Raw genomic sequence first — 26472 nt, forward strand, 5'->3', positions numbered from 1 at the left:
TCCTTAAAAATCAAATAATGAATTACCATTTGCACCTTCTTCTTTTATATATACAGGTTCTCCAGAAACCGGCATAACTGGTTGAACTGTCGTCATAGGCTGAGATCCAATTACTTGTGATTGAACCTCAGGTTCTCTATACATAGAAGGCTCAGCTTGTTCATCTAATAATAAATCACATAACGCTCGCACAACTAATAAATGCGCCTTTGATTGTTGTCCTTCACTGCTTTTTGCCTTTGCAATTTCATTCGCCATTTTATTTAAAATCTTATCGCTCGATATTTGCATTCCTTATCACCTCTTACTTTGTAGTTCTTTCTCAAATTGTCCCAGCTTCTCTACTGAACCAAATACTATTATCATATCATGTTCTTGTAGTTTTTCCTGCCCCGTTGGATTATGTATAACATCCCCGTTTCTCAAAATCGCTAAAATTGTTACATCAAATTGATTTCTCACATCACTCTCTAGTAACGATTTACTAGCTAAAATAGAACCTATGCCGACTGCAATTTCTTCAATTACAAATGACTGCTCCACGCCATACAGTACTGTATCAATATAATGAACTGTTAACGGATTCGCAATACCTTTTGCAATGTGAATTCCTGCCATGCTAGATGGATTAATCACCTTATTTGCCCCAGCACGCTTTAATTTGTCTTCAGTTTCTGGTTTTTCTGCTCTTGCCACAATTTTAATTGCATCGTTTAATCCCCTTGCCGTTAATGTAATAAATACATTTTCAGCATCATTTGCTACGATAGCAACTAAACCAGCTGCCTTTGAAATTCCAGCATGATGTAACACTTGGTCTTCCGTTGCATCTCCGTGTACAAATAAAAGCTTTTCCTGCTCCAATATACTCTCATCTTTATCAACAACGACAAATGGGATTTTCTTTTCTTGCAATTCATGTACAACTTGAAGCCCCACTCTACCGCAACCACATACGATAATATGATTTTTCAACTGCGCTATTTGTTTATCCATCTTCTTCCTCCGTACTGCATGAAATAAATTCCCTTCAATAATCATAGCTGCCACTACCCCAATTGCATATGTAACAATACCGACGCCAACAGGTATAATAAGGAGTGCAAATACTTTCCCCGCTTGCGTTACAGGAACGGCATCTCCGTATCCAACAGTCAATACAGTAATCATCGTCATCCAAAATGCTTGAAACAAACTAATCTCTTCAATCATCATAAATCCTAGCGTTCCTAAAATTACAACAAAAGTCATACATATAACTGCTATCCATAATTGCTTACGTGCATTCATATCGCGCTTCAACTCTTTTCTCTATCTACAATCTTTGCCAGTAGAAATGAAATACATATATACTAGATACGGAATCTATGAAAGAGGTTGATATAATGAAAACATTTCTTTCCGCCTTACAATGGGCGCTATTTATTTTAGCTGGGAGCCTTATTGTACCAATTAGCGTCGCAACTAGTTATGGCCTCGATGGTGCTGAAGCTATTGCATTCGTACAAAGGACATTATTTGTTCTTGGCTTTGCTGGTCTACTGCAAGCTATATTTGGACATAAACTTCCTATTCAAGAAGGTCCTGCAGGCCTTTGGTGGGGAATTTTCTCCCTTTATGCAAGTTTAGGTGTCGTATTATTTGGATCCAGCAATGAAACGCTTAAAGTCCTTCAGTACGCCTTCCTATTAAGTGGTATCATTTGTATTATTCTTAGTGTTTTTGGACTCATCGATAAACTAGTCCGCTATTTTACACCGACAGTCATTGGAACATATTTATTTCTTCTTGTCGCGCAACTTAGCGGGGCCTTCTTAAAGGGAATGTTCGGCCTTGACGGACAACATACAGAAGTACAAGCTGACGTATTTATTCTTTCACTTATTGTTATTTTACTATCCTTTTTCATCATGAAGCTACCTATTATTGGACAATATTCCGTTCTTTTCAGTATCGTCTGCGGCTGGATATTATTCGCATGCTTTGGATTATCTAATCCAGTAACGCCTGTGACAGATATAATCCGTTTTCCATCTCTATTTGTTTTCGGAATGCCTCGCATTGAATGGAACATGGCAATTACGGTAGTTTTCGTTACACTATTACTTCTAACAAATATGTTAGCAAGTATTCGTGTTGTGCAAAAGATTGTCTCTAAGTATGAAGAGGATGCCGCACCCGATCGTTTCAAACAAGCCGGCATTATAACAGGAATCAATCAATTATTAGGCGGTCTATTCTCAGCTATTGGACCTGTTGCTATTTCTGGATCAGCAGGGTTTATTGCAACGACTAATATTTATAAGCGACTCCCATTTATGTTAGGATCAAGCTTTATTATTGCCGTTAGTATATTCCCACAGATCACTTCATTCTTTGCAGCAATCCCAGTTGCAGTTGGTTATGCTGCTATTTATCCTGTATTTGCAAGTATGATTGGTCTAGCTTTCCGTGAATACGACACAGTACAAAATAAAGAACGATTATTTAAAGTAGCGGGTCTTTCCATCTTTACAGGAGTCGGAGTTATGTTTGTTCCCGCAGGAGCATTTTCTACGCTCCCACCATTTTTAGCATCATTTTTAAGTAACGGGCTCGTTCTTGGGTCTGTAATGGCCATTTTGCTCGAAATACTATTTTCTCGTTCTACAGAAAAACAACCATCGTAAATTGGAAAACTTCCATTATTGCACTCTATCTTTATAGTTGTTACGATAATGATAAAGTGAGAGCTAATCAAGCGTTAGCCGTATAAATTATCATGGGCAACATGCTCATGGTAATTTATACTAAAAATAAAGAACTTCTCCTAGCTTCACATAAAGAAGTTCGATGTCTTACTATATATTCCCCAATATCTTCATAAAACTTTATTTCTATTTCAACAAAGAGAGGAATTTTCAATATGACTTATAAAATGATTGTTTTAGATTTAGATGATACTTTATTACGTGACGACCATACTATTTCATCTCGTACGAAAGTAGCTCTAATGACTGCACAAGAGCAAGGTATAAAAGTTGTACTTGCTTCTGGGCGTCCAACATTTGCAATGCGTGCAATCGCAAAAGAATTACATTTAGAAGAGTACGGTAGCTTCATTCTTTCGTTTAACGGCGCAAAAATTATTGACTGTAAAACAGATAAAGAATTATTCAGTAGTACGTTATCTCCTGAAATCGTTCACAGTCTATACGATATTAGTAAAGAAGAAAATGTATGGATTCACACATACATTGATGACGACATTATCACCGAGAAAAATAACTCTTATACAGAAATTGAAGGTCAAATTACGGGTATGCCAATCGTAGAAGTAAATAACCTGAAAGAAGCTGTGCAACAACCAGTTGTAAAAGTATTAATGGTAGAAAATCCAGAACATTTACAAACGGTAGAATCAAAACTACAAAAACAACTAGAAGGCCAATTAAGCGTTATGCGTTCTAAACCATTCTTCTTAGAATTTACTGAAGCTGGTGTTACAAAAGGAACAAGCTTAAACCAACTAATCCAAAAACTTGGAATTAAGCGTGAAGAAGTTATCGCAATGGGCGATAGCTATAACGACCAGGCGATGATCGAATTCGCTGGTCTTGGTGTTGCAATGGGCAATGCACCAGATGATATTAAAGAAATTGCAAACTACGTAACAGATACAAATATGAACGATGGCGTTGCAAAAGTCGTAGAGAAATTTGTACTAAAAAACGAAGTACTTGTTTAATATTTCCACTCACAAAACCTATTTGAAGTCAAACACTTCAAATAGGTTTTTATTTAAATTACCATGCTTTTGTGACTATATTTTGAACTTTGCACTATTCTCGTAGTGTAAACTTTCTTTTTGTATATAATGAAACAAAATAGACTATTTTATTTTGAAAAAGAATACAAATTTACTATATACAAGCATACATTAAAGGAGGCTACTTCATGTTATCTACACCAATCGGACGATTAAGAGCAATTGGACTTGTTGAGGGTATTTCTTTCCTACTACTATTATTTGTAGCAATGCCATTAAAATATTTTGCAGGATTTGCAACAGCCGTTAAAATTACAGGCATGGCTCATGGTGTTTTATTTATTCTATTCATCTTTGCGGTAATTCAAGTAACAATCGTACACCGTAAATCAATTTTATGGGCACTTGGAGCATTCGTTTCATCAGTTATCCCATTCGGTACGTTTGTACTAGATGCAAAATTAAAAAACGAACAACAATAATAACAAAAAGGTAGTTAACAACTGGTTAACTACCTTTTCTATTTATAGGTTTGGAATTTCCCAATCAATTTCTCTCTCGCCCATATTAGCTAAAATCGTATTTACTTTAGAGTATGGCTTACTACCAAAGAAACCACGTCTTGCCGATAGTGGGCTTGGATGTACAGACTCGATAATATGATGCTTCGTATTCGTAATTAATTTTTTCTTCGCCTGTGCATGACGTCCCCACAATATGAAAATAACCGATTTTTCACGTTCATTTAATAGCTCAATTACACGATCTGTGAAATACTCCCAACCTTTTCCCTTATGAGAATTGGCTTCACCTTGTCGAACTGTTAATACAGTATTTAATAATAAAACTCCTTGCTCTGCCCACTTTACTAAATAACCGTTATTCGGGATTTCATAACCATATTCATCTCGAAGTTCTTTATACATATTTAGCAATGATGGTGGCGTTTTAATGCCGGGCTGTACCGAAAAGCTTAAACCATGTGCTTGATCCGGTCCATGATATGGATCTTGCCCTAAAATAACGACCTTTGTATTTTCATAACTTGTATACTCTAGGGCGCTAAAAATATCTTCTATCCTTGGATAAACAACATGGGTACTGTACTCTTCTTTCAAAAAATCAGCCAGCTTGCGATAATATTCTTTCTCAAATTCTGGTGCCAATAATGGTTCCCAATCATTTTTTAAAACATTTTTCATGCTTTCACTTCCCGTCCAATTAATTCACCATATCCTGCTTTGTAAATACTACAAATGAAATAATAAGGGACACAACTGCCCATACCGTTAAATTCATTAAAGAGAACCCCATCGATAAGCCTTGTAATGCAGGTAATTTTCCTGATAGATAATCTGTTAATGATAAATTCACACTAAAAATATATTTCGCGCCTTCCCACGATGTTGCGAACGAGCTTAAAATGCCACCTGCGATTAATGCGGCTAACATAACGCCCATGCCGGCTGGTGTATTTCGAATTAAAACAGAAACCATAAATGATATAGTTCCGACAACGATAGCAACAAACCAAGCTAACCCATACGCCATCAAGACGTATTGCCACTGCGGAATAAGATGTACAAAATTCGTATTTAACGTTTCCTTATCAATAACAAACCCAGTTAAAACGGGTAAATTCCAGCCCGAGTATCCAAATACAAGCCCAGATAATATGTAAGCAAACAAACCGACAAGAAGCAGTATGAGTGAAATGAAAAATAACATCGTCACGTACTTACTAAGGAGTATTTTCCAGCGCCGAATCGGCCGTGTAAGTAACATCTTCATCGTTCCATCACTTCGTTCTCCTGAAACAATATCAATAGCGACAATCATTACGAGAAGCGGAATAAACAATGTAATTCCTTGCTCAATAAACGCCCTTACAAAAGTTGGTGCGCCCGGTGCCATCGGGTTAATATCATGATCTAAATAATATTGTTGTTGCTCCACCCTTACCTTTAGCCAATCACGCCATTCTTCTGGCAACCTAGAATTATTTAACCGATTCTGAGAATCGACAATTTGTTGTTGCAGTGACACTTTCCAATCAGTTGTCCCAAGTCGTTTTTGTGTCGTTTCTATTTCACGATACTGCGCATATACGAAAAGCGGGATCAAGATTGCTAAAATAAGCATGACAACAAAAATACGTTTCTTACGATAAATCTTTTCTGATTCATTCAAAACTAGATTCGCAAATTCACGCATGCTGCTCACCCCTTGTGAGTTCAATAAATAAATCTTCTAACGTAAATACAAGCTCCTTAACACTATGCACATCTATCTCGTTTTCTACAAAACGTTTATTCCAACTACTTATAGATACAATATCCATGCGGCATAGTAATCGATTACCTTCTATACTCACTTCTCTTACTTCCTCAGCATCTTCTAGCATATCTTTCGCCTTAGAAATTGGTGTAACAATCCATTCTACACGATCACTTGCTGTTTTAATTAACTCTTCAACCTTGGCAACTGTTATCATTTTTCCTTTATGAATAATCGCAACCCGATCACATATCATTTGTACTTCGCTTAGTAAGTGACTTGAAATAAACACACTCATATTTTCTTCTTTCACAAGCTTATGTATAAATTCCCTTAGTTCTCTAATTCCAGCTGGGTCTAAACCATTTGTTGGCTCATCTAATATGAGCAACTTGGGATTTCCAAGAAGCGCTTGCGCAATGCCAAGGCGCTGTTTCATACCGAGTGAGTATGTTTTTACCTTATCGTGAATTCTTTCATCCAAATGAACCATTTGAGCAATTTCAATAATACGTTCATCTGATATACCACCTAGCATACGGGCAAATTGTTTTAAATTTTCCCAGCCCGTTAAATATGTATACAGTTCTGGGTTTTCAACGATACTCCCAATTTGACGCATCGCTTCTCTGAAATTTTCCTTAATAGAATAACCACCAATAGAAATCGTACCTTCTGTTTCTTTAATCAATCCAACTAACATTCGAATGGTAGTTGTTTTTCCGGCACCATTCGGTCCTAGGAAGCCAAACACTTCTCCTTGTTTTACATCGAAGGAAATATTCTCTACAATTGTCTTCTTTCCAATTACCTTCTTCACGTCTCGTACGGAAAGTATCGTCGTCATTTTACCCCTCCTTGTTCTAGTTTTAATTTACTCGCAACATTTTGAACTAATCGGTCCGCCATATATGTATACCCTACTTCATTCGGATGGAAATGATCGGAGTATAATAAATCTTTCCCACGGTTTTGGAATAAATCAAATGTCGGTGTAATATACACATTTTTATCATTTACCGCCAGTTTTTCTAAAGATGCATTCCAGTCTACAACAATGTTTGAAGATCCTTTTAAATCTTCTACATCTTCAAAAGGGTTATATAAACCTAGCCAAAAAATAGGGCTATCTGTATTTAACTTACGAATTTCTTCTATAATTTTCTTCGCTTCATTCTGGAATGTTTCTGTATCAGGACGATATGTTTCTAAATCTATCTTTCCAAGCGATTCCCAGCCCGGAAATAAATCATTTCCTCCAATCGTTAAGACGATTACATCTGCTTGCTTAATTGAATATTGAGCGCCACTACTCTCAATTTGTTTTAATAAGTCAGGCATTTTCGCACCACTAACCGCTAAGTTAGTCAAAGCAACCTTTTGCTTATAATCTTTTTGTAAATCTTCCTTCACCCGTCCAATATAGCCAATTCCTTCTTTATCACCAACACCACGTGTTAATGAATCGCCTAAACTAACGATTTGTAACGTTCCCGTTTTCTTTTTCTCTTTTGCCACTACATCGGTCTTTTTAATTAAATTTGAAGCTTTCGGATTTAATACATCATTTACACCTGAAACAAAACCATATGCAAATAAACAGAAAGATGCAATTGTAATGAGTAGAATTACTTTTACCACTTTTGATCTCATATCAAAACCCCTTTTAGCCCTCATAGATTGTCCATAATTATACCAAACGCAATTTTGAAAAGCGATTTTCACAACTTCTCTATTATGTTGTTTCCCTATGTACTAATTCTGGTGATAACTCTACATGCTTTACATTTATATTCTCATCATTAATCTTTTCATATAATAATTCAAATGCCTTCACGCCAACATTTTTACTAGAATATGAAATCGTCGTAATGCCTAAAATATCTGCCACATCTTGATCATCACAACCGATAATCGTAATATCTTCTGGAATACGAATTCCTTGTTTTTTTGCTTCCGTTACCATCCCCGCCGCAATATGATTGCAAGATACAAGAAACGCAGTTGGTTTCACTGACATACAGACCCATTCCCTGATTACATTACGTCCATCTTCCACCGTAAAACAACCCTTAAACTTCCAGGCCTCTATCGGTGTTACAGCAATCGGTTGAAGCGAATCCTCATATGCTTGTTTTCTTCTCTGACTATTAATGCTATTACTTCTTCCAATGCAATACCCAATACTTGTATGACCGGCATCTATTAAGCTCTTCATCCCGCGCGAAAAGACTTTATAGTAATCAATATGCACACTCGAAATGAAATTCGATTCTATTTCTTCACACATAACAATTGGGCCAAATTTCGTATATTCTTCAAGCTTTTCCTTACTATTTGCCCGCGAACATATAATAACTCCATCAAGCTTTTTCATTTTTAACATATTCAAAATTTCTAATTCTCTTTCCTCACTATAATTCGTCTGACAAAGCATCATATTATAATTGTTCTTTGCTGTTTCCTTTGATATTCCCTCAATAATAGCGCTATAATATTGATCATTTACGTGCGGTAATAAAACGCCAATGACATTCGTTTTTCCTTTCACTAAATGAATTGCATTCACATTTTGCGTATAATTTAATTCTTCTATAATTGCTAAAATTTCTTTTCGTTTCTGTTCATTCACATATGGATGATTATTCAGTACACGTGAAACAGTTGAAACAGATACCCCAGCAAGTTCAGCAATCTTTCTTATATTCGTCATCTCACTTTCCCCTTCTCACAAAAATTCTCCCTTGACCTGGTAAGCTTTCCACAATATATCCTTGCCTAGCAAATACATTTTGAAAGGATATACAACTATGCTTCGATTCAAATTAGAATATATATTTTTCATTGGCGGTCTACTCATTCTCGCCATCGGTATTAATATGATGACGACAATTACTTCTTTTGGACTTAGCCCTTATGATTCCTTCTTTATTGCACTATATCAAAATTTTGGGATAAGTATCGGTTTTTGGATTTTTATGATTAACTTAGCTTTTACCTTTATCGTACTCTTTTGGAATAAAAAACAAATAACAATTGGTACAATTGTAACGATGGTTCTTATTTCTCTTTTTGTTGACTGGGTCGGTTCCATTACAACTATTATGGACGCTATCCGCTCTCTTCCAAAATATATAACACTTATTTGCGGAAATCTATTCGTTGGAGCTGGGATTGGTCTTTACGTCTCTACAAACCTTTGCGCAGCACCTCAAGAAGCTTTCGTTTTAACGGTTGCTGAAAAAAAGAAATGGACATTTAGAAGAACAGAAATTTCGTTAGCGTTTTTATTTTTAACATTAAGCTTCCTATTAGATGGACCTATCTATTTTGGAACAATCATCTTATCCTTTACAACAGGCTGGATTATCCAAGCATTTATTCAAATTGGTACGAAGATTTTAAATAGAAAAGAGCCTATTAAGCAAGCTGCTTAATAGGCTCTTTCTGTTTTACGATAAGGGATACTACTTAGCATCTCCTTCAATTCGATAATTTGCCTTCACACAATCTATTTCTTCATACCCCTGCAACGTATGTAGAATATAATCATAATCAGCAAGAGACGCACGATGCGTTACAATTACAATTTCAGCTTTTCCTTTCTCTTCAAGTGGCATTTGAATAATCTTTTCAAAGCTAACACCACGCTCAGAGAACAATGAAGTAATTTTTGCAAATACACCAATTTCATCTTTTACATGAAGTCTTAAAAATTTCTTCACAACAATTTCGTCTGGCTCTTTTAATACTTTTTTATACTGCGGGGATACCGCACTATTTCCGTTTACACCTAATCGAATATTTTGCATTACAGCTACTAAATCTGAAACAACAGCTGTTGCTGTTGGTAAACTTCCTGCGCCTGGCCCATAAAACATCGTTTCTCCGACCGCTTCGCCATACACATATACAGCATTATATTCGTTTTGCACGGCCGCGAGAGGATGTGTATTTGGAAGTAGTGTCGGTTCAACTGTAACCTCTAATTTTTCACCATCTCGCTTCGCAAGACCGATTAATTTGATCGTGTATCCTAAACTCTTACTGTATTCAATATCTTCTTCTGTAATAGATGTAATCCCTTTTACCTTCACATCTCCAAGCTCTACATTTGTAGAGAAACCAAGGGTAGCCAAAATCGTCATTTTTCTTGCTGCATCTAAACCTTCCACATCTGATGTTGGATCTGCTTCTGCAAATCCAAGTTGTTGGGCTTCTTTTAACACGTCGTTATATGCTCTCCCTTCATCTGACATTTTCGTCAAAATAAAATTTGTCGTTCCATTTACAATTCCCATTACTTTCGTAATAAGATCGGAAGAAAGTCCTTCTACAATGCTTCGTAAAATCGGAATCCCTCCGGCTACACTTGCTTCATAAAACAAATCAGCTTTATTATCTTTTGCTACCGCTAAGAGTTCCGCCCCGTGCAACGCCATTAAATCTTTATTGGCAGTCACAACATGCTTCCCACTTTGTAAAGCTTGCAAAATATATGCTTTTGCATCATCAATGCCACCCATCACTTCGATGACAACGTCAATATTTGGATTATCTAAAATTTCATTTGCATCTTGTGTTAATAGAGTAGAAGGTACCTCTACCTCTCTCTCTTTTTCAATATTTTGTACTAGTACTTTCGTTACTTTCACAGGACAACCTACTTGGTGTATAAGTCGCTCTTGATGATCTGTAATGATACGAACAACACCGCTACCAACTGTCCCAAGGCCTAATAAGCCAACTTGAATTTCTTTCATAATACTGTCCACCCCTCAAAAATTGTGTTTAGATGAAATTATATGAGCAAAAAATCTGAAAAACAATGTTTTTAGAACATTCGGAAAAATATAAGTTAATCTTTACAAAGAAAACGTTGCCACGTGTTACACAATCTTTTTTTATAATACATAAGGGGTTTCTTGATACACGTAATAATTTAGCCAATTAGAGAATAATAAGTTCCCATGACTCCTCCACCGTACAAGCGGTTTCTCATTTGGATTATTATGCTTAAAATAATTTTTTGGCACATCAATATTTAACCCTTTTTGACGGTCTCGTTCGTATTCTTGCTTTAACGTATCACAACTATATTCACTATGCCCGAGCGCAAATACTTGTCTCCCATCTTGCCCGATAACAAGATGAACACCTGCTTCTTCAGAGTTCGCCAACAATGTTAATTCTTTCACCTCTCTAATATCACTCTCTCGTACTTCTGTATGACGAGAATGCGGGGCGAAAAATAATTCATCAAACCCTTGTAACAATTTCACATGTTGCTCAAGGACTTCATGTTCAAATACGCCAAACATTTTTTCCTTCAGAGGATACTTTGGAACGCCATAATGATGATACAAACCAGCTTGTGCTCCCCAGCAAATGTGAAGCGTAGATGTTACATTCGTTTTTGAATACTCCATAATACGCCCAAGCTCTTCCCAATAATCTACCTCTTCAAAAGAAAGGGTTTCAACTGGTGCTCCTGTAATAATAAGTCCATCAAACCTCTCATTCTCAATATCACGGAATGTTTTATAGAAACTCGTTAAATGCTCCTGTGCTACATTACGAGACAAATGTGATTCCATATGAAGTAAATGAACATCTAATTGCAACGGTGTATTGCCAACTAAACGAAGTAATTGCGCTTCTGTTTCTTGCTTTGTAGGCATTAAATTTAATATAGCAATTTTCAAAGCCCGGATATCTTGTGTTTCTGCTCGCTCCTTCGTCATTACAAAAATATTTTCCTCCTGCAACACTTTGCGAGCTGGTAAATCTTTATCAATTATGATCGGCATGTTCTTTGCCTCCGACTAGCGCTGCTTCTAAATCTGCAATAATATCAGAAACATCTTCTATACCAACCGATAAGCGAATTAAATCTGATGTAACGCCAGCTAAACGCTGATCCTCAGCACTTAATTGTCTATGAGTTGTACTAGCAGGATGTATCACGCAAGTTCGTGCATCCGCTACATGCGTTACGAGAGTTGCTAGTTTTACATTTGCGATAAATTCTTTCGCAGATTCTAATCCTCCCTTAATGCCGAATGTTAACACACCACTAGCACCTTTTTTCAAATACTTTTGTGCTAACGAGTAATTTTCATTATTATCTAATCCCGGATAATTCACCCATTCAATACGTTCATGGTTAGCAAGCCACTTAGCAACTGCGAGAGCATTTTCACTATGACGTTCCATTCTTAAATGCAGCGTTTCTAAGCCAATATTGCTAATGTACGCATTGAATGGGCTCATACAGTTTCCGTAGTCTCTTAATAATTGAACACGCGCCTTCACAATATAAGCTGCTGCACCAAAATTTTGAACGTAACTTACGCCGTGATAACTTGGATCCGGTTCAACAAGTTCAGGATATTTCCCATTTGTCCAATCGAAGTTCCCTCCGTCAATGACAATGCCGCCTAAAGAACTTGCATGACCATCAATATATTTCGTCGTAGAATGAACGATAATATTTGCTCCGTGCTCAAATGCTTGGCATAAATAAGGAGTTGCTAATGTATTATCCACGATAAAAGGTACTTCTAACTCTTTCGCTGCATCTGAAAATTCTTTGAAATTTAAAACGTTCATCGCTGGATTTCCTAACGATTCTGCATAAACAAGTTTCGTCTTATCATTAGCAAGGGCCACAATTTCATCAGCAGTTAAATTCGGATTAAAGAACGTAACATCAATACCAAGCTTACGCAAACTCACTCCAAATAAATTAAACGTTCCGCCATAAACTGTGGAAGAACAAAGCAAGTGGTCTCCGCTACTACAAATATTTAAAACAGCAAGCATAATAGCAGCCTGCCCAGAAGCCGTTGCAACAGCTCCTACACCACCCTCTAAATCCGCTAACTTTTGCTCAAATGCAGCTAAAGTAGGATTTCCAATACGCGTATATATATATCCTTCTGCCTCTAAATTAAATAGCGCTGCTAAATCATCCGAAGTATCGTATTTATACGTTGTACTTTGATAAAGTGGCAAAACACGCGGTTCACCATTCTTTGGTGTATAGCCACCTTGCACACAAATTGTTCCTTTTCCCCATGATTCTCCCATCTCTCATTCTCCTTTCTTTTATACAAAATAAAAAAACTGCTCCTTTCCTGAAAACAAGAAAGGAGCAGTTTGAAAACACGCTCTAAAGGCTCTTTCTTATCTTTCAGGATTATTACCTGCAGGATTTGGCACAATTCCGTTATACGGCTGTTGCCAAGGTTTCATCGGGCCTGTCCCTCCACCTTTTCTTGATAAGACTATGCAATTACCGTTGATTTTATAGCAATAATTTCCTAATGTCAATCAGTTTTTCTGAATGTTCTAAATTAAATGCAAAGAATTTGACATGCATAACAAAAGAAATATATTCCATATTCATTTGAAAAAGACCTTTTAAAACCCACGATTACTATATAAAATTAAGTAAGTAGTTTAACTGTATACATTTCAAATTCTCACGAGACCTCAATATATTGAATAAGCCAACCTCTCAAAAAGATACTATACATATTCATTTCATTTCATTTCACAGTAGCATATTGAATCCTTTCGACATTACAACTTACATAACGGAGGTATAACATGACAAACACAAAGGACATGCACTATATACTCGTCCTATACGGCATTCTTTTAGGCTCTATAGTAGGAGCAACAGTCTGGCTATTTTTAGTTACGATAAATATCGGCATTCACTTTATTTGGGGATACTTACCTACTATTTTCTCTTCTCCTCCGTATTACACTATTTGTGTAACAACTATCGGTGGTATTCTCGTCGGTTTAACCCAAAAATACTTCGGCACATATCCACGTCTTATGCCGGAAGTGATGGGTGAATATAAAAAAACAGGTAGAATTGAATACCGTTTTGTACATAAAGCTACTTTAACTGCGATTATCGTTTTAATATTCGGGGCTAGCTTAGGTCCAGAAGCAGCACTTGTTGGCATTATCGGTGGACTTTGTACATGGATAGGGGATCGCTTTACATTCGCCTTAAAAGGAATGAATGAACTAACAGAGGTTGGAATTGGTGCTACTTTAAGTGTAATTTTTAACGCGCCATTATTCGGTTATTTAGCTCCAAATGAAAATGAGGGTGAGCAAATTAACGAATTTTCTAAAGGAAAAAAAGCAATTGTATATTTAGCTACCACTTTCGCTGGTTTTTCCGTTTATTTATTACTTAGTAAACTGGATAATCGTGGATCCTTTATCGTTGATTTTGGGGAAGGTTCCCTTTCTCTTAATGAATGGATTGCCTTTCTACCACTTGCTAGTATTGGTGCTATAGTTGGCTTCTTTTATTTCAAATTAGAATTCACATTAGAGAAATTAATTCATCCCTTAAAAGAATATAAACTATCACTCGGTATTATCGGTGGTATTTTATTAGGAATTACAGGAACTTTTCTCCCGTACACGTTATTCTCAGGAGAACATCAATTAAAAGATTTAGTCGTTGAATGGAGCCATTTATCCTTCTGGGTACTACTTCTTTCAGGGGTTTTAAAATTATGCATTACTGCCGTTTGTTTAAATACAGGTTGGCGCGGTGGACACATTTTCCCTATTATATTTGCTGGATCTAGTATCGGATATGCTATAGCGTCCATTATCCCTATAGATCCAATTGCTTCGGTAGCCATCGTCACGACAGCAATTTCAAGCTACGCATTAAGAAAACCAATTGCTATAACATTACTATTACTCATGTTTTTCCCGCTCAATTTACTATTACCGATGCTTGGAGCGGCAGCGATTGGTAATGCATTTCCACTTCCTAAAAATAACGAAGCTACAAACGAATAAAAATAGGCAGTAGGGACAAAAGTTCCACTGCCTATTTTTATTACACATGTTGCTTCAATAGTGCGTATAACTCTTCAAAATTTTGCACTTCATATGTTGGCACAATCTCGCTTTTATTTGATTTATTTGCTGGATTAAACCAACAAGTATCAATTCCCGCTACATATCCACCTTTCATATCAGCACTTAGCGAATCCCCAATAATGAGCCCTTTTTCAGGGGAAAAATTAGGAATCCGTTCAAAAACATAATCAAAATACTCTTTCATCGGCTTTTGGAATCCTGTATCTTCAGAAACGAAAATATCTTTAAACAAGGCATGTAATCCTGCATTACGTAAACGTTTATCTTGCGTCTTAGAAATACCATTTGTCACTATATATAAATCATACTTACTTTGAATTTGATTTATAAATTCAAACGCACCTTGCATAAGTTGGTCTCCTTCTTCTAAGTAACTGCGATAATTATTTTCGAATAATACCCCATCTACTTCTTCCCCGTACTCTTTAAACAAAATCGAAAACCGTGTATTTACAACCTCATCACGGTTTATTTCACCTTCCTCAAAAGCATCCCAAAGACTTTTATTAATTTTTTTATAGTGCCCTTCAACCTCGCTAGTTAGAGGAATCCCTTTCTCTTCAAACAGCATACGTAACGCCACTTTCTCCGCCTTCTGAAAATCTAACAATGTATCATCTACATCAAATAAAAGTGTTTTATATTTTCTCATAAACCCTTCACACTCTCTTTTCTACAAAAACAAATTTACATAAATCGTATCATTCTTTCTTGTAAAAATAATAGGAGATATCTCATACTAAACATGAGGTGAAAATATGAAAGTTAGCAAAAATAGCGAAGAAATCTCTCATTACATGCAAACTTCCAACTTCCATACTCTTTTTTCTTTTAATGTCTTACCGTATGCTGAACTACATTCTTTTAAAAAGAAAGAAAGGATATGTACTGAAGGAGTTGATGTTCCTTATCTTTATTACTTAATTTCCGGGCAGGCGAAAATATATATGAGTCATAAAAATGGAAGGGTCTCCTTAATTAACTTTATTCAAGCACCTTCTTTCATTGGAGAATTAGGGTTAATTGGCGTGGAATCCGTTACGAAAACAGTGGAAGTGATCGAAGATTGTATATGCTTAGCGCTCCCTCTTAAAGATTGTCGGCATCTTTTGTTGCAAGATGCTACCTTTCTACAGAAATTATGTAAATTTATCGGCGAAAAAACAATTAGCCGAACAGAAAGTTATGCCAAAAACAATAGTTACCCGTTCGAAAATCGATTAGCGGCGTTTATTCTATTAACAGAACAAAATAACAGTTATACAGAAAAACATACCGAGGTTTCGGAATACTTAAATGTCAGCTATCGCCATCTTTTATACGTATTAAACCAGTTTTGCCAGCAAAATTACTTAAAAAAAGACGGAAGAACCTATTACATACAAGATCGAATTCAATTAGAAAAACTTGCTGATGAACTTAAAATATAAAAAAAGTAGCATTAACGTTTACCTGTTAATGCTACTTTTTTCGAGTGACGATTCTATTTTCAATTAAAACTTGCTTGCTACTTTAGCTGCTTCTTCAAGACCAGCTGTAATGATCTCTTCTGCTTTATCTGGGAATTGGTTATGTCCTTCAATAACTACTGTTTCCATATTTGTTGCACCGAAGAAGCCCATCATGCTTGCTACGTATTTAACAGCCATTTCTACTTCAGCTGCTGGACCTTCTGAATATACGCCGCCTCGTGCATTTAATAATGCAATCTTCTTATCCCCGATTAGGCCAACTGGACCTTCTGGTGTATATTTGAACGTTTTACCAGCACGGTTTAAATAATCAATATATGTGTGTAGCACTGCTGGAATCGTTAAGTTCCATAATGGGAAGCCGAAAACAACTTTATCAGCTTCTAGGAATTGATTTAAATACTTATCAGCAACTGCTACTGCTTTTGCTTCCTCTTCAGTTAAATCAAATCCTTTACCTGCTTTGAATGTACCATTAATCATATCTACGCCTACATATGGCAATTCTTCTTTATATAAATCAAGTTCTACTACTGTATCATTTGGATGTGCTTCTTTATAGTTTGCTAAAAATGCCTCGTATAATTTCACACTAACTGCTTGTTCCGCTGGACGGTTGTTTGCTTTTACAAATAAAACTGTTGCCATTGTTTTTCCTCCTAGTACTCACTCTTCTGTTGTTATATGCTTTCAAAAAAGGTATCCCTTGTAATTGTTGTTTTGTTGCTTACAAACATATTTTATATTTATATCAAGACAATTTCGTCCTCACATAGACGTATTTTTCCATAAAAAAAGTCCACCTCCTAAAGGCGAACTAGGTCTTACGACTTTTGTCTTATACAATTCCATTTTTCACTGCATATAATGCCGCTTGTGTGCGATCAGATAAATTCAACTTACTCAAAATACTACTTACATGAGCTTTTACCGTTTTTTCTGTAATAACTAAAACGGAAGCGATTTCTTTATTACTCATCCCTTTCGCTAATAACTGCAACACTTCATTTTCTCTCGCTGTTAACACATCCACTTGAATAGAAGATTCTTCTTCTTTTTCTTCCACAGGTAATGTTTGAGAGAGAAGAGCATTTGCTATATCTGGATGTAATTGAATATTACCTTTATATGCGCTTCGAATAGCTTCAACAAGCTGATCCGGTTCTACATCTTTTAAAATATAGCCGCTTGCCCCCGCCCTTAACGCCGGTAAAACATGCGCCTGATCAGAAAAGCTAGTTAATACAATTACTTTCACATTTGGATATTCTTTTTTGATGCACGCCGTCGCCTCGACACCATCCATTTCGGGCATATATAAATCCATTAGTACCACATCAGGATTCGTCTCTCCTACTTTCACTAATGCTTCTTTCCCATTATTCGCTTCTCCAACTAACACTAAATCTTCCTGTGTACTTAAAAAAAATGCTAATCCTTTTAAAACGACTGTATGATCATCAACTAACAATACTTTTATTTTCACAAACTTCCCTCATTTTCGCATCATAATGGTACGTTTACTTTTACACTTGTTCTTTTCTTATCACTTATAATTTTAATTGTTCCACCAACTAATTCCACTCTTTCACGCATCGTAGTCATACCGAGTGATTTCTTCTCTTTTATATTCTTTTCTACAAAGCCGTTTCCTTGATCGACTATTTCTAATGATACATTCTTCTCCGTCACTTTGAAATAAATCGCCGCTTCTCTGACATTCGCATGTTTACTTACGTTATTTAAAGCTTCTTGTCCAATTCGCCATAGCGCTTCCTCTACTACGCGCGGCAAATCACGAACACCTGTAACTTGTTCCCGAATTTTCAATCCCAAACTTTCACCATATTGTTTTAAAGCTGGTAATAGTCCTTTCTCTAATCCTGCTGGACGTAGTTGCCAAATTAACGTCCTCATTTCTTTTAAAGCTCCTTGTGCTAGTTCACGCATCTCATGCAAAGATCGATCCACCTTTTCATTTTGACCTTTTAAAACTGCCTCAGCGCCTTTTGTCATAAAGGTTAACGAAAATAGTTTTTGTGAGACGGAGTCATGTAAATCCCTTGCTAACCGATTTCTCTCTTCCATTCGTACAAGTTCACGTCGTTGCTCATTTAACCTTAAATTTTCTATCACGAAAGAAATATGATTCGTTATGGCTTGAAGTACATCTATCGTATTCACATCAAATTCACCATTATTTGAACTAACACATAAAACACCAAATATATGACTTTGAATCTGTATTGGTGTAGCGATAACTGTCCTATTAGAGGCTATCTTATGACTAATTTGATGGTTTAATAAAATAAGTTCACCTTTTTCTAACGCTTCTTTCGCAGCTTCTTTTATATCCTCTGGCAATTCTTCCTCGCAATAAGATGCCCGCAAGGATAATTCTTTCTCTTCCCTAATAAAGAATGCGACTTGATTCCAGTGAAACACTTCACCTAATTGATTTACAACTTTTTCAGGCAATAGATTAAATTGATGAATCGTCCTTAAAACTTGAATGAACCGTTCTAATTTCACATAATAATGCGCTCTTCGCTTTTCATTTTCATATAACTTTGCTCGCTTTAAAGCCGTTCCAATTTGGAAAGCAACTGATTGAAGCAATACTAATTCTTCTTCTGAAAAATGTGTTTTACCTGGGCTTGCCACATTTAACAAACCAAATTTTTCTCCTCCAGCTTTTAAAGGAACCGTAGCATGATGAAGAATCCCTTCCGTATCACCCCAATTATATTCAATTGCATTATTAATTCTTTTACATTCAATGATATTAACAGCTCGCTCTAATTTCCCATCCACAAAGCCACGTAAACACCAACATTCACCTTCACACATCGGGCGTTTGTTTTCATATGTAAGTGCCTCTGGTAACTGGTAATCGATTAATTTTGTGTATCTCCCATTTTCATCCGCAAGAAAAATCCATCCTGTCGTTAAACCTGTTACACTAAGTAATTTTTCTAACACTGCTTGCAATACATGATATGTATCATTTGATGTATTTAGCGTTTCTGCAATTTCTTTTAATATAACTAATTCATTTGTACGATTATCTCGAAACATACCTAATCTCCTACATACAAGATTTTAAATCGCCCCTAAAGTAAATCATCTACTTTTCACTTTGTACTTATTCGTAACATTGATATAATGGTGAAAACATAGTTTTCATTATATCACTTGAGGGGGATTTCATAATGACATTAAATAAAGCACTTACTATCGCTGGTTCTGACACAAGTGGCGGTGCTGGTATACAAGCAGATTTAAAAACATTCCAAGAACTTGGTGTATACGGAATGACATCTCTTACGACAATCGTAACGATGGATCCACATAACGGTTGGGCACATAACGTATTCCCAATCCCAGCTTCTACATTAAAACCACAATTAGAAACGACAATTGAAGGTGTTGGAGTAGATGCTTTAAAAACAGGTATGCTTGGATCAGTAGAAATTATTGAAATGGTTGCTGAAACAATCGAAAAACATAATTTCAAAAATGTAGTAGTTGACCCTGTTATGGTATGTAAAGGTGCTGATGAAGCATTACATCCTGAAACGAATGATTGCTTACGTGACGTTCTTGTTCCAAAGGCATTAGTTGTAACACCAAACTTATTTGAAGCTTATCAATTAAGTGGCGTAAAGATTAATTCTCTTGAAGACATGAAAGAAGCAGCGAAAAAAATCCACGCTTTAGGCGCGAAATACGTTCTAATTAAAGGCGGTAGCAAGCTTGGTACGGAAACAGCAATCGACGTCCTATATGATGGAGAAACATTCGATCTTTTAGAATCAGAAAAAATCGATACAACAAATACACACGGCGCAGGTTGTACATATTCTGCTGCAATTACAGCAGAACTTGCAAAAGGAAAGCCTGTGAAAGAAGCAGTAAAAACTGCTAAAGAATTTATCACAGCTGCTATCCGTTATTCATTTAAGATCAACGAATACGTAGGCCCAACACATCACGGTGCATATCGTAAATTCGTTGCATCAAAAGAACTTGTCTAACATATAAATGAAAACACCCACAGAGTTTATATATTTCCTCTCTGTGGGTGTTTTTTTATAAGCACTTCTGATCATCCTATCTTTAAGATGCAGAACTAACCTGATTTCTACCATTTCTTTTGGAGTAATATAATGCATCATCAGCAGCTTGAATAAATCGCTCTGGTGATTCTTCATACACTGAAATCCCTACTGAAACTGTAATTTTTATTTTTGTTCCATCTAGCAATTGAAATGGATGGTTTTCAACAGCCGTGCGAACTTGTTCCCCCATACGCATTCCATAAGCTAATCCCTTCTTTGGTATCAAAAGCGCGAACTCTTCTCCACCCTTTCGAAAAGTCAAATCCGGAAACATTGAAACTTCTCGTAAAATATGCCCCATTTGTTTTAATACTTCATCTCCCGCAGGATGCCCATACGTATCATTTACACACTTAAAATGATCAATATCTATAAGTAATAAACAAAGTGAATCATTTTTCATGCGCTTATTACCAATATGACGATTCATCTCTAAATCAAACTGTCTTACGTTTCCTAGACCTGTCAATGCGTCTATCGTTGCGTATTGCTTCATCGTTTGAAATAACTCATTGGATTGTAAAACGTAATTTGCACTTATGAATGTTATGTAGCCTGTAATAATACTAGAAATTAAATATAATCCCACTATGTTAATATCTTTAATTAACCATATATATAGTGAGGGGATTAGAATAGATAAAATATATGTATGTAACCATGCCCACTTTTCTCCTAGAGAAAGATTTAGACGCGAAATAAAGATACTCCCTACTCCTATCGTAATAATTGTATAAAAAGCTACTTGAGAAGCTAATGAATAATCCATAAATAATAACCTAGTTACTAAAATCATACTAACAGCAATAGTACTTGCTATTGAGCCTCCAATTATAACGGCTAGAATAACAGCTAAGTAGCGCAAATCCAATAGGGTGGTACCAACATGAACACCGAAATACATTAGTAATATACCTAATATTCCAGTAAGAATACCTACTACACATTTTTGCCAAAAAGAGAACCCTTCTTTTAGCGGTTTATCTCTTAAGAGCTGACCTCCAACAAAAATAAAGGAAAGAATAATTGTTGTGTTTACAAATAAATCCCTTAACATAAAATAATCTCCCTACTTTTCTATCTATCCCTTTCCTTATTTTATTGTATACGAGATACCTATAATTCCCAAAGCTTTTTATTTATTTTTTGCTGTTCCACGTGAAACAGCAAAAAATAAAAAAGGACGAAAATTCGCCCTTTTTATTAACAACAGCGTGATATCTTTCCGCCCTTTGCATTAAATCTAGCCTCTTGCGCTTCTGCAAAAAATTGTTTTTGACAGACAACCTCTTCTTCTGGATGATGCTTTTTCATATGCTCTACATATGTTTCATAACTTGGTACCCCAACAAGTAAACTAATAAAGTGTTTTCTTTGTCCCCATACTTTCCATAGTCGTTTAAGCATAATAGTTCCTCGACTCACTTTCATCTCTAGAAATATATGGCGCCTCTTTTAGCGGCATCGGCTTATTTCTTAATACTTGAATCCAAATTCGAATTGCAGAAATTAATACAGCGATTACAACTATCATAAAAATCCCGCAAAGCGCTGCATCAATATAATCATTGAAAATAATTTGCTTCATTTGAGCGACATTTTTAGCTGGTGCTAACACTTTTCCTTCATCTAATGCTCCTTGAAACACCTTTGCATGAGATAGAAATCCTATTTTAGGATTTTCATGAAATAGCTTTTGATACCCCGCCGTCATCGTTACAATAAGCAATCCGACAGTTGGAATAAGTGTTACCCAAACATATGCCTTTTTCCCCATTTTGAATAAAATTGTCGTTCCAAGTAATAATGCAATCCCTGCTAACATTTGATTTGCAATACCGAAAAGTGGCCATAATGTATTAATTCCACCAAGCGGATCTACTACCCCTTGGTATAAGAAATAACCCCATCCTAATACACATAACGTTGTAGCTATCACATTCGCTAATGTAGAATCCGTTTTCCCAAATGGCTTATATACATGCCCTAAAATATCTTGAATCATAAATCGGCCTACACGCGTTCCAGCATCAATCGTTGTTAAAATGAATAGTGCTTCAAAGAGAATCGCAAAATGATACCAAAAGGCCATCATGGCCGTTCCACCTATTACTTGTGAGAAAATATATGCCATACCTATCGCTAACGTTGGTGCACCACCTGTGCGTGATAAAATTGTTTGTTCTCCAACGTTTACAGCAAGATCTTTTAGTTCATTTGGTGTAATAGCAAATCCCCATGAAGAAATAACTTGAGCTGCCTGCGAGACATCCGTACCGATAAGTGCTGCGGGACTATTAATCGCAAAATACGTTCCTGGTGTTAATACACAAGCTGCAATCATCGCCATCGCCGCTACAAATGACTCCATTAACATTGCCCCATAACCGATTGGCTGTGCATGTCCCTCTTGTTCGATCATTTTTGGCGTCGTACCTGATGAAACGAGAGCATGGAATCCAGACACCGCACCACAAGCAATTGTAATAAATAAGAATGGGAATAAGTTTCCAGAGAAAACAGGACCTGTTCCATCGATAAATTTCGAAACTGCTGGCATTTGTAAATCTGGTGCTACAATTAAAATACCGATTGCTAATCCAACAATTGTTCCAACTTTTAAAAATGTGCTTAAATAATCACGTGGTGCTAAAAGCATCCAAACTGGTAAAGCCGATGCGATAAATCCATATACAATAAGCATAATAGCAATCGTTTCACCGCTAAACGTGAACATGCTTGCAAGCGTTGGATGTTCTGCTACATACTGTCCTCCAATAAGAGACAGTATAAGTAGAATAATTCCGATTACTGACCCTTCACCAACCCGGCCAGGCCTAATGTAGCGCATATACACTCCCATTAAAATAGCGATAGGAATCGTTGCTGCTATTGTAAACATTCCCCACGGACTTCCGACGAGCGCCTTTACTACTACTAATGCTAATACCGCTAATAAAATAATCATAATGCCTAAAATGCCTATCATTGCAATAAGCCCTGTAACAGGACCGATCTCATCTTTAATCATTTCTCCCAAAGATTTACCATTCCGTCTCATCGAAGCAAATAAAATTACAAAATCTTGTACAGCTCCAGCGACAACTACCCCAACAATAATCCATATTGTCCCTGGTAAATATCCCATTTGCGCTGCCAAAATAGGTCCTACTAAAGGGCCTGCCCCAGCAATTGCTGCAAAATGGTGCCCAAATAATACCCACTTATTTGTCGGAACATAATCTTTTCCATCGTTTAATGTATGGGCTGGCGTTTGCCGATTATTATCTAAACCAAATACCTTTCTCGCTATAAATCTACTATAAAATCGATAAGCAACTGCATACACACATACCGCAGCTACTAAGAGCCACACGGCATTAATGGTTTCACCTTGTGATAAAGCTATTACACCAAAAGCACCTGCGCCTACTGCTGCAATAACTCCCCATAGTAAAATCGACTTCAATGTTTTCACATACAATCCCCCCAATACTATTGCTTAGTGGGATTGTACTAAATTTTCTGAATATTTAATTTGAATCCTCCTTATCATGAAGGATTTTTAGTTTATCATGTTAAAAATTTCGCATTATCTACTATAATTCTATTTTATTTCGAAGTTTTTTCACGTAATTCCGACTAACTGGAATCGGTTGCTCATCATATTTATCTAAATACAAATTATATGTGCCATTATAATAAGGTTTTAGTTCTTGTACATATGACATATTAATTAAATAACTTTTATGTACGCGTAAAAAATCATATGCATTTAACTTATTTTCCAGCTCCTGCAGTGTATATGTTGAAATATACTGATTATTCGTTGTATAAATTGAAACCGTTTTGTTTTCCTTATTTTTGCTTATATATACAATATCTTCAGGGAAAATATATCTAATCCCCTCTTGACCTTCTATCGGTAGTTTTCGCAAATAACTCTTTGCTTTCTCGCCTTGCTCTTTACACATTCTATATAAAAGGAATTGCAAATCTTCCTCACGAAATGGGCGTAGTAAATAATAGAATGCTTGAAAACGAAATGCCGTAATCGACTCTTCTATATCTTCACCCATAAAAATCAATTTCGTATAACAATTTACTTCCCGTAATAAACTCGCATATTCAAAACCAGTTCCATCTAATAATTTTGAATTCAAGAAAACAAAATCTGGTGTATGCTTTTTCATGATAAATAATGATTCTGTTCCCGTATTCGCTTCAAAACATTCTACATTCTTTATATTTTCAGTGAATTTCTCAGCTAAACTTCTTCGCTCTTCTACTTCTTCCATGATCAGTAAAATTTTCATTTCTTCAACCACCTAATTCTTTTGTCCATATGTCCTGTTGTATACATTCGCTTTTATAAGAAACATTCCCTTTTTCTTACTATACCATTATTTATCTAAAAAAACAGAAAAAAGGAAACCACGACGGTTCCCCCTGCCCTTTTATTCCATTATTTGTAGGTAATAAAACTCACTGAATGCGAAGTTTTACTGCCCCAAAAACTCAATTGGTGCTGGCTAATAATCAGTGAGAGATACCCCCTCACCTTATGCTAATTCTCGCTGCTTCGTTTCTTGCCCAAGCGCAATTACAGCAACTACACCAATTAAAATTGATCCACAGAAAATCGTAAATATTAGTGATAATGAAGCCTGTGAAGCAACTAAATATCCTACTAATAGCGGCCCAAGAATACCACCAATACGACCGAATGCTGCTGCCATCCCTGCACCTGTACCACGAATAGTTGTTGGATACTGTTCCGGTGTATAAGCGTATAATGCACCCCAAGCACCTAAATTAAAGAAGGATAGTAACATGCCTGCTACAATTAATACTGTTAATGACTCCGCCACACCAAACAAGTAAGCACTACACGCTGTACCGATTAAATACGTAACTAAAACAAACTTACGACCAAGTCGTTCAATAAACCAAGCCGCTGTGAAATATCCTGGCAATTGAGCTAACGTCATAATAAGTACATACTGGAAACTTTTTATTAAACTAAATCCTTTTAATACCATTACACTAGGTAACCAAAGGAACATCCCATAGTAAGAAAAGACAACAGAAAACCATAGAATCCATAACATAATTGTTGCCCTACGATATTCCCCAGACCAAACTGACTTTATATTTTCAATAACGGATGGTCTTTTTTCAACCTTTTGGAATCTCGGTGAATCCGGTAAATTCCATCTTAAATATAAAGCATATAGTGCCGGAACCGCGCTCAACACCATTGCAACTTCCCAACCATATTTCGGAATTACAAAATACGAGATAAGAGCTGCAATTAACCAGCCACCCGCCCAAAAGCTTTCTAATAGCACAACTATTTTGCCACGTTCATGTGCTTCAACACTTTCTGATACTAATGTAGAAGCAACTGGAAGCTCTCCGCCAAGCCCCATACCAATTAAAAATCGTAACACAAGGAACATCGCAAGTGTCGTCGTTAAAGCAGTTAAACCACTACCGATAGAAAATAGTAATAATGTAATAATAAAGACTGATTTCCGCCCTATTTTATCTGATAGTATTCCAAAAACGAGTGCTCCGACAGCCATACCAATTGAATTAACGCTGCCTATCCATCCCATTTCTTGCGTACTTAATCCCCAATCTTTTTGCAATGCTACCATTACAAATGAAAGCATTCCAACATCCATTGCATCAAATAACCAACCAAGCCCTGCTATACCAAGTAGCTTTCGCTTCGAAATTTCTTTCACCTTGCCCATAAGAAGTCCTCCTTACACAGCTGTCTTTACACATCATTTTACATGTGTTAATTGTATAAGTAAAATACTTTCGTACAAAAAATTCTCCTTCATCATTCCCAAAAAGTAAAATACTTATCCCACTATTTGAGGGCAGTAAGACTCCCACCTCAAAATTCAGC

At 36.2% G+C, this 26472-nt stretch carries 26 protein-coding genes and 1 riboswitch; of the genes, 7 read left to right on the top strand and 19 right to left on the bottom strand.

The window, feature by feature from the left end:
• Positions 1-3: 3 nt before the first annotated feature.
• Both KVT31_RS15060 and KVT31_RS15065 read right to left on the bottom strand, forming a co-directional pair.
• A complete protein-coding gene (locus KVT31_RS15060) occupies positions 4-291 on the bottom strand; it encodes a YwdI family protein (protein ID WP_088098547.1) in 288 nt (95 codons plus the stop codon).
• A gap of 6 nt (positions 292-297) precedes the next feature.
• Complete coding sequence (locus KVT31_RS15065; RefSeq protein WP_140392614.1) at positions 298-1290, bottom strand: potassium channel family protein; 993 nt, start codon at positions 1288-1290, stop codon at positions 298-300.
• A 95-nt stretch (positions 1291-1385) separates the two neighbouring features.
• Between KVT31_RS15065 and KVT31_RS15070 the strand changes: the two genes are divergently transcribed.
• From KVT31_RS15070 to KVT31_RS15080, 3 genes are all read left to right on the top strand, one after another.
• Positions 1386-2669 carry a purine/pyrimidine permease gene (locus KVT31_RS15070; RefSeq protein ID WP_140392611.1) on the top strand — a complete coding sequence of 428 codons (1284 nt, stop codon included), beginning with the start codon at positions 1386-1388 and terminating at the stop codon, positions 2667-2669.
• A 236-nt stretch (positions 2670-2905) separates the two neighbouring features.
• Positions 2906-3727: a Cof-type HAD-IIB family hydrolase gene (locus KVT31_RS15075; RefSeq protein ID WP_088098550.1), complete on the top strand. Its 822-nt coding sequence runs from the start codon at positions 2906-2908 to the stop codon at positions 3725-3727.
• A gap of 209 nt (positions 3728-3936) precedes the next feature.
• Complete coding sequence (locus KVT31_RS15080; RefSeq protein ID WP_000953396.1) at positions 3937-4230, top strand: DUF3817 domain-containing protein; 294 nt, start codon at positions 3937-3939, stop codon at positions 4228-4230.
• A gap of 42 nt (positions 4231-4272) precedes the next feature.
• Here the strand turns inward: KVT31_RS15080 and KVT31_RS15085 are convergent, their stop codons facing one another.
• From KVT31_RS15085 to KVT31_RS15105, 5 genes are read right to left on the bottom strand one after another with little or no spacing between them, the layout of a single operon-like run.
• Positions 4273-4950 (bottom strand): uracil-DNA glycosylase, encoded by a 678-nt coding sequence (locus KVT31_RS15085; RefSeq protein WP_088098551.1) that lies wholly within the window; start codon positions 4948-4950, stop codon positions 4273-4275.
• Positions 4951-4969: 19 nt separating this feature from the next.
• Positions 4970-5962, bottom strand: coding sequence for an ABC transporter permease subunit (locus KVT31_RS15090; RefSeq protein ID WP_088098552.1), 993 nt, complete (start codon positions 5960-5962; stop codon positions 4970-4972).
• Positions 5955-6872 (bottom strand): ABC transporter ATP-binding protein, encoded by a 918-nt coding sequence (locus KVT31_RS15095; protein WP_088079990.1) that lies wholly within the window; start codon positions 6870-6872, stop codon positions 5955-5957. The genes KVT31_RS15090 and KVT31_RS15095 overlap by 8 nt, the downstream gene beginning before the upstream one ends.
• Positions 6869-7750, bottom strand: a complete 882-nt coding sequence (locus tag KVT31_RS15100; protein ID WP_140392612.1) for an SGNH/GDSL hydrolase family protein — start codon at positions 7748-7750, stop codon at positions 6869-6871. Before KVT31_RS15100 ends, KVT31_RS15095 begins: the two co-directional genes overlap by 4 nt.
• Before the next feature lie 10 nt (positions 7751-7760).
• Complete coding sequence (locus tag KVT31_RS15105) at positions 7761-8738, bottom strand: LacI family DNA-binding transcriptional regulator (protein WP_088098554.1); 978 nt, start codon at positions 8736-8738, stop codon at positions 7761-7763.
• 97 nt (positions 8739-8835) lie between these two features.
• On the opposite strand from KVT31_RS15105, the gene KVT31_RS15110 reads away from it, so the two are divergent.
• Positions 8836-9462, top strand: coding sequence for a YczE/YyaS/YitT family protein (locus KVT31_RS15110; protein WP_088098555.1), 627 nt, complete (start codon positions 8836-8838; stop codon positions 9460-9462).
• Positions 9463-9492: 30 nt separating this feature from the next.
• Here the strand turns inward: KVT31_RS15110 and KVT31_RS15115 are convergent, their stop codons facing one another.
• From KVT31_RS15115 to KVT31_RS15125, 3 genes are all read right to left on the bottom strand, one after another.
• Entirely contained in the window at positions 9493-10788 is a 1296-nt protein-coding gene (locus KVT31_RS15115; protein ID WP_076541301.1) for a homoserine dehydrogenase, read from the bottom strand.
• A 141-nt stretch (positions 10789-10929) separates the two neighbouring features.
• Positions 10930-11835, bottom strand: a complete 906-nt coding sequence (metA, locus tag KVT31_RS15120) for a homoserine O-acetyltransferase MetA (protein ID WP_088098556.1) — start codon at positions 11833-11835, stop codon at positions 10930-10932.
• A complete protein-coding gene (locus tag KVT31_RS15125; RefSeq protein WP_088098557.1) occupies positions 11819-13117 on the bottom strand; it encodes a bifunctional O-acetylhomoserine aminocarboxypropyltransferase/cysteine synthase in 1299 nt (432 codons plus the stop codon). The genes metA and KVT31_RS15125 overlap by 17 nt, the downstream gene beginning before the upstream one ends.
• Before the next feature lie 93 nt (positions 13118-13210).
• Positions 13211-13315: riboswitch (SAM riboswitch) on the bottom strand.
• A 324-nt stretch (positions 13316-13639) separates the two neighbouring features.
• On the opposite strand from KVT31_RS15125, the gene KVT31_RS15130 reads away from it, so the two are divergent.
• Entirely contained in the window at positions 13640-14872 is a 1233-nt protein-coding gene (locus KVT31_RS15130) for a chloride channel protein (RefSeq protein WP_088098558.1), read from the top strand.
• A gap of 40 nt (positions 14873-14912) precedes the next feature.
• On the opposite strand, the gene KVT31_RS15135 is transcribed toward KVT31_RS15130, so the two are convergent.
• The gene (locus tag KVT31_RS15135) at positions 14913-15608 is read right to left on the bottom strand and encodes a YjjG family noncanonical pyrimidine nucleotidase (RefSeq protein WP_088098559.1); all 696 of its coding nucleotides are present in this window, start codon (positions 15606-15608) and stop codon (positions 14913-14915) included.
• A gap of 106 nt (positions 15609-15714) precedes the next feature.
• Here KVT31_RS15135 and KVT31_RS15140 point away from each other — a divergent pair, with 106 nt between their 5' ends.
• The gene (locus KVT31_RS15140) at positions 15715-16386 is read left to right on the top strand and encodes a transcriptional regulator YeiL (RefSeq protein WP_088098560.1); all 672 of its coding nucleotides are present in this window, start codon (positions 15715-15717) and stop codon (positions 16384-16386) included.
• A 63-nt stretch (positions 16387-16449) separates the two neighbouring features.
• On the opposite strand, the gene KVT31_RS15145 is transcribed toward KVT31_RS15140, so the two are convergent.
• From KVT31_RS15145 to KVT31_RS15155, 3 genes are all read right to left on the bottom strand, one after another.
• Positions 16450-17076: an FMN-dependent NADH-azoreductase gene (locus KVT31_RS15145; RefSeq protein ID WP_000246726.1), complete on the bottom strand. Its 627-nt coding sequence runs from the start codon at positions 17074-17076 to the stop codon at positions 16450-16452.
• 190 nt (positions 17077-17266) lie between these two features.
• A complete protein-coding gene (locus KVT31_RS15150) occupies positions 17267-17914 on the bottom strand; it encodes a response regulator (protein WP_088098561.1) in 648 nt (215 codons plus the stop codon).
• Positions 17915-17934: 20 nt separating this feature from the next.
• The gene (locus KVT31_RS15155; protein WP_088098562.1) at positions 17935-19506 is read right to left on the bottom strand and encodes a GAF domain-containing sensor histidine kinase; all 1572 of its coding nucleotides are present in this window, start codon (positions 19504-19506) and stop codon (positions 17935-17937) included.
• 134 nt (positions 19507-19640) lie between these two features.
• On the opposite strand from KVT31_RS15155, the gene pdxK reads away from it, so the two are divergent.
• Positions 19641-20465, top strand: coding sequence for a pyridoxine/pyridoxal/pyridoxamine kinase (pdxK, locus tag KVT31_RS15160; protein WP_000174251.1), 825 nt, complete (start codon positions 19641-19643; stop codon positions 20463-20465).
• 82 nt (positions 20466-20547) lie between these two features.
• Here pdxK and KVT31_RS15165 read toward each other — a convergent pair whose 3' ends face one another.
• The 5 genes from KVT31_RS15165 to KVT31_RS15185 all read right to left on the bottom strand — a co-directional run bounded on the left by KVT31_RS15165 (position 20548) and on the right by KVT31_RS15185 (position 26311).
• Positions 20548-21606: a GGDEF domain-containing protein gene (locus KVT31_RS15165; RefSeq protein ID WP_088098563.1), complete on the bottom strand. Its 1059-nt coding sequence runs from the start codon at positions 21604-21606 to the stop codon at positions 20548-20550.
• 146 nt (positions 21607-21752) lie between these two features.
• A complete protein-coding gene (locus KVT31_RS15170) occupies positions 21753-21956 on the bottom strand; it encodes a YbdD/YjiX family protein (RefSeq protein WP_063223950.1) in 204 nt (67 codons plus the stop codon).
• Entirely contained in the window at positions 21949-24027 is a 2079-nt protein-coding gene (cstA, locus tag KVT31_RS15175; protein ID WP_000854302.1) for a carbon starvation protein CstA, read from the bottom strand. The genes KVT31_RS15170 and cstA overlap by 8 nt, the downstream gene beginning before the upstream one ends.
• Before the next feature lie 121 nt (positions 24028-24148).
• Positions 24149-24865 (bottom strand): LytR/AlgR family response regulator transcription factor, encoded by a 717-nt coding sequence (locus KVT31_RS15180; RefSeq protein ID WP_088098565.1) that lies wholly within the window; start codon positions 24863-24865, stop codon positions 24149-24151.
• Between the two features lie 246 nt (positions 24866-25111).
• On the bottom strand, positions 25112-26311 hold the full coding sequence (locus KVT31_RS15185) for an MFS transporter (RefSeq protein ID WP_088098566.1): 1200 nt from the start codon (positions 26309-26311) through the stop codon (positions 25112-25114).
• Positions 26312-26472: the final 161 nt, after the last annotated feature.

Source organism: Bacillus sp. GbtcB14 (genome assembly GCF_019091205.1).
GTDB classification, from domain to species: Bacteria; Bacillota; Bacilli; order Bacillales; family Bacillaceae_G; genus Bacillus_A; species Bacillus_A cereus_AG.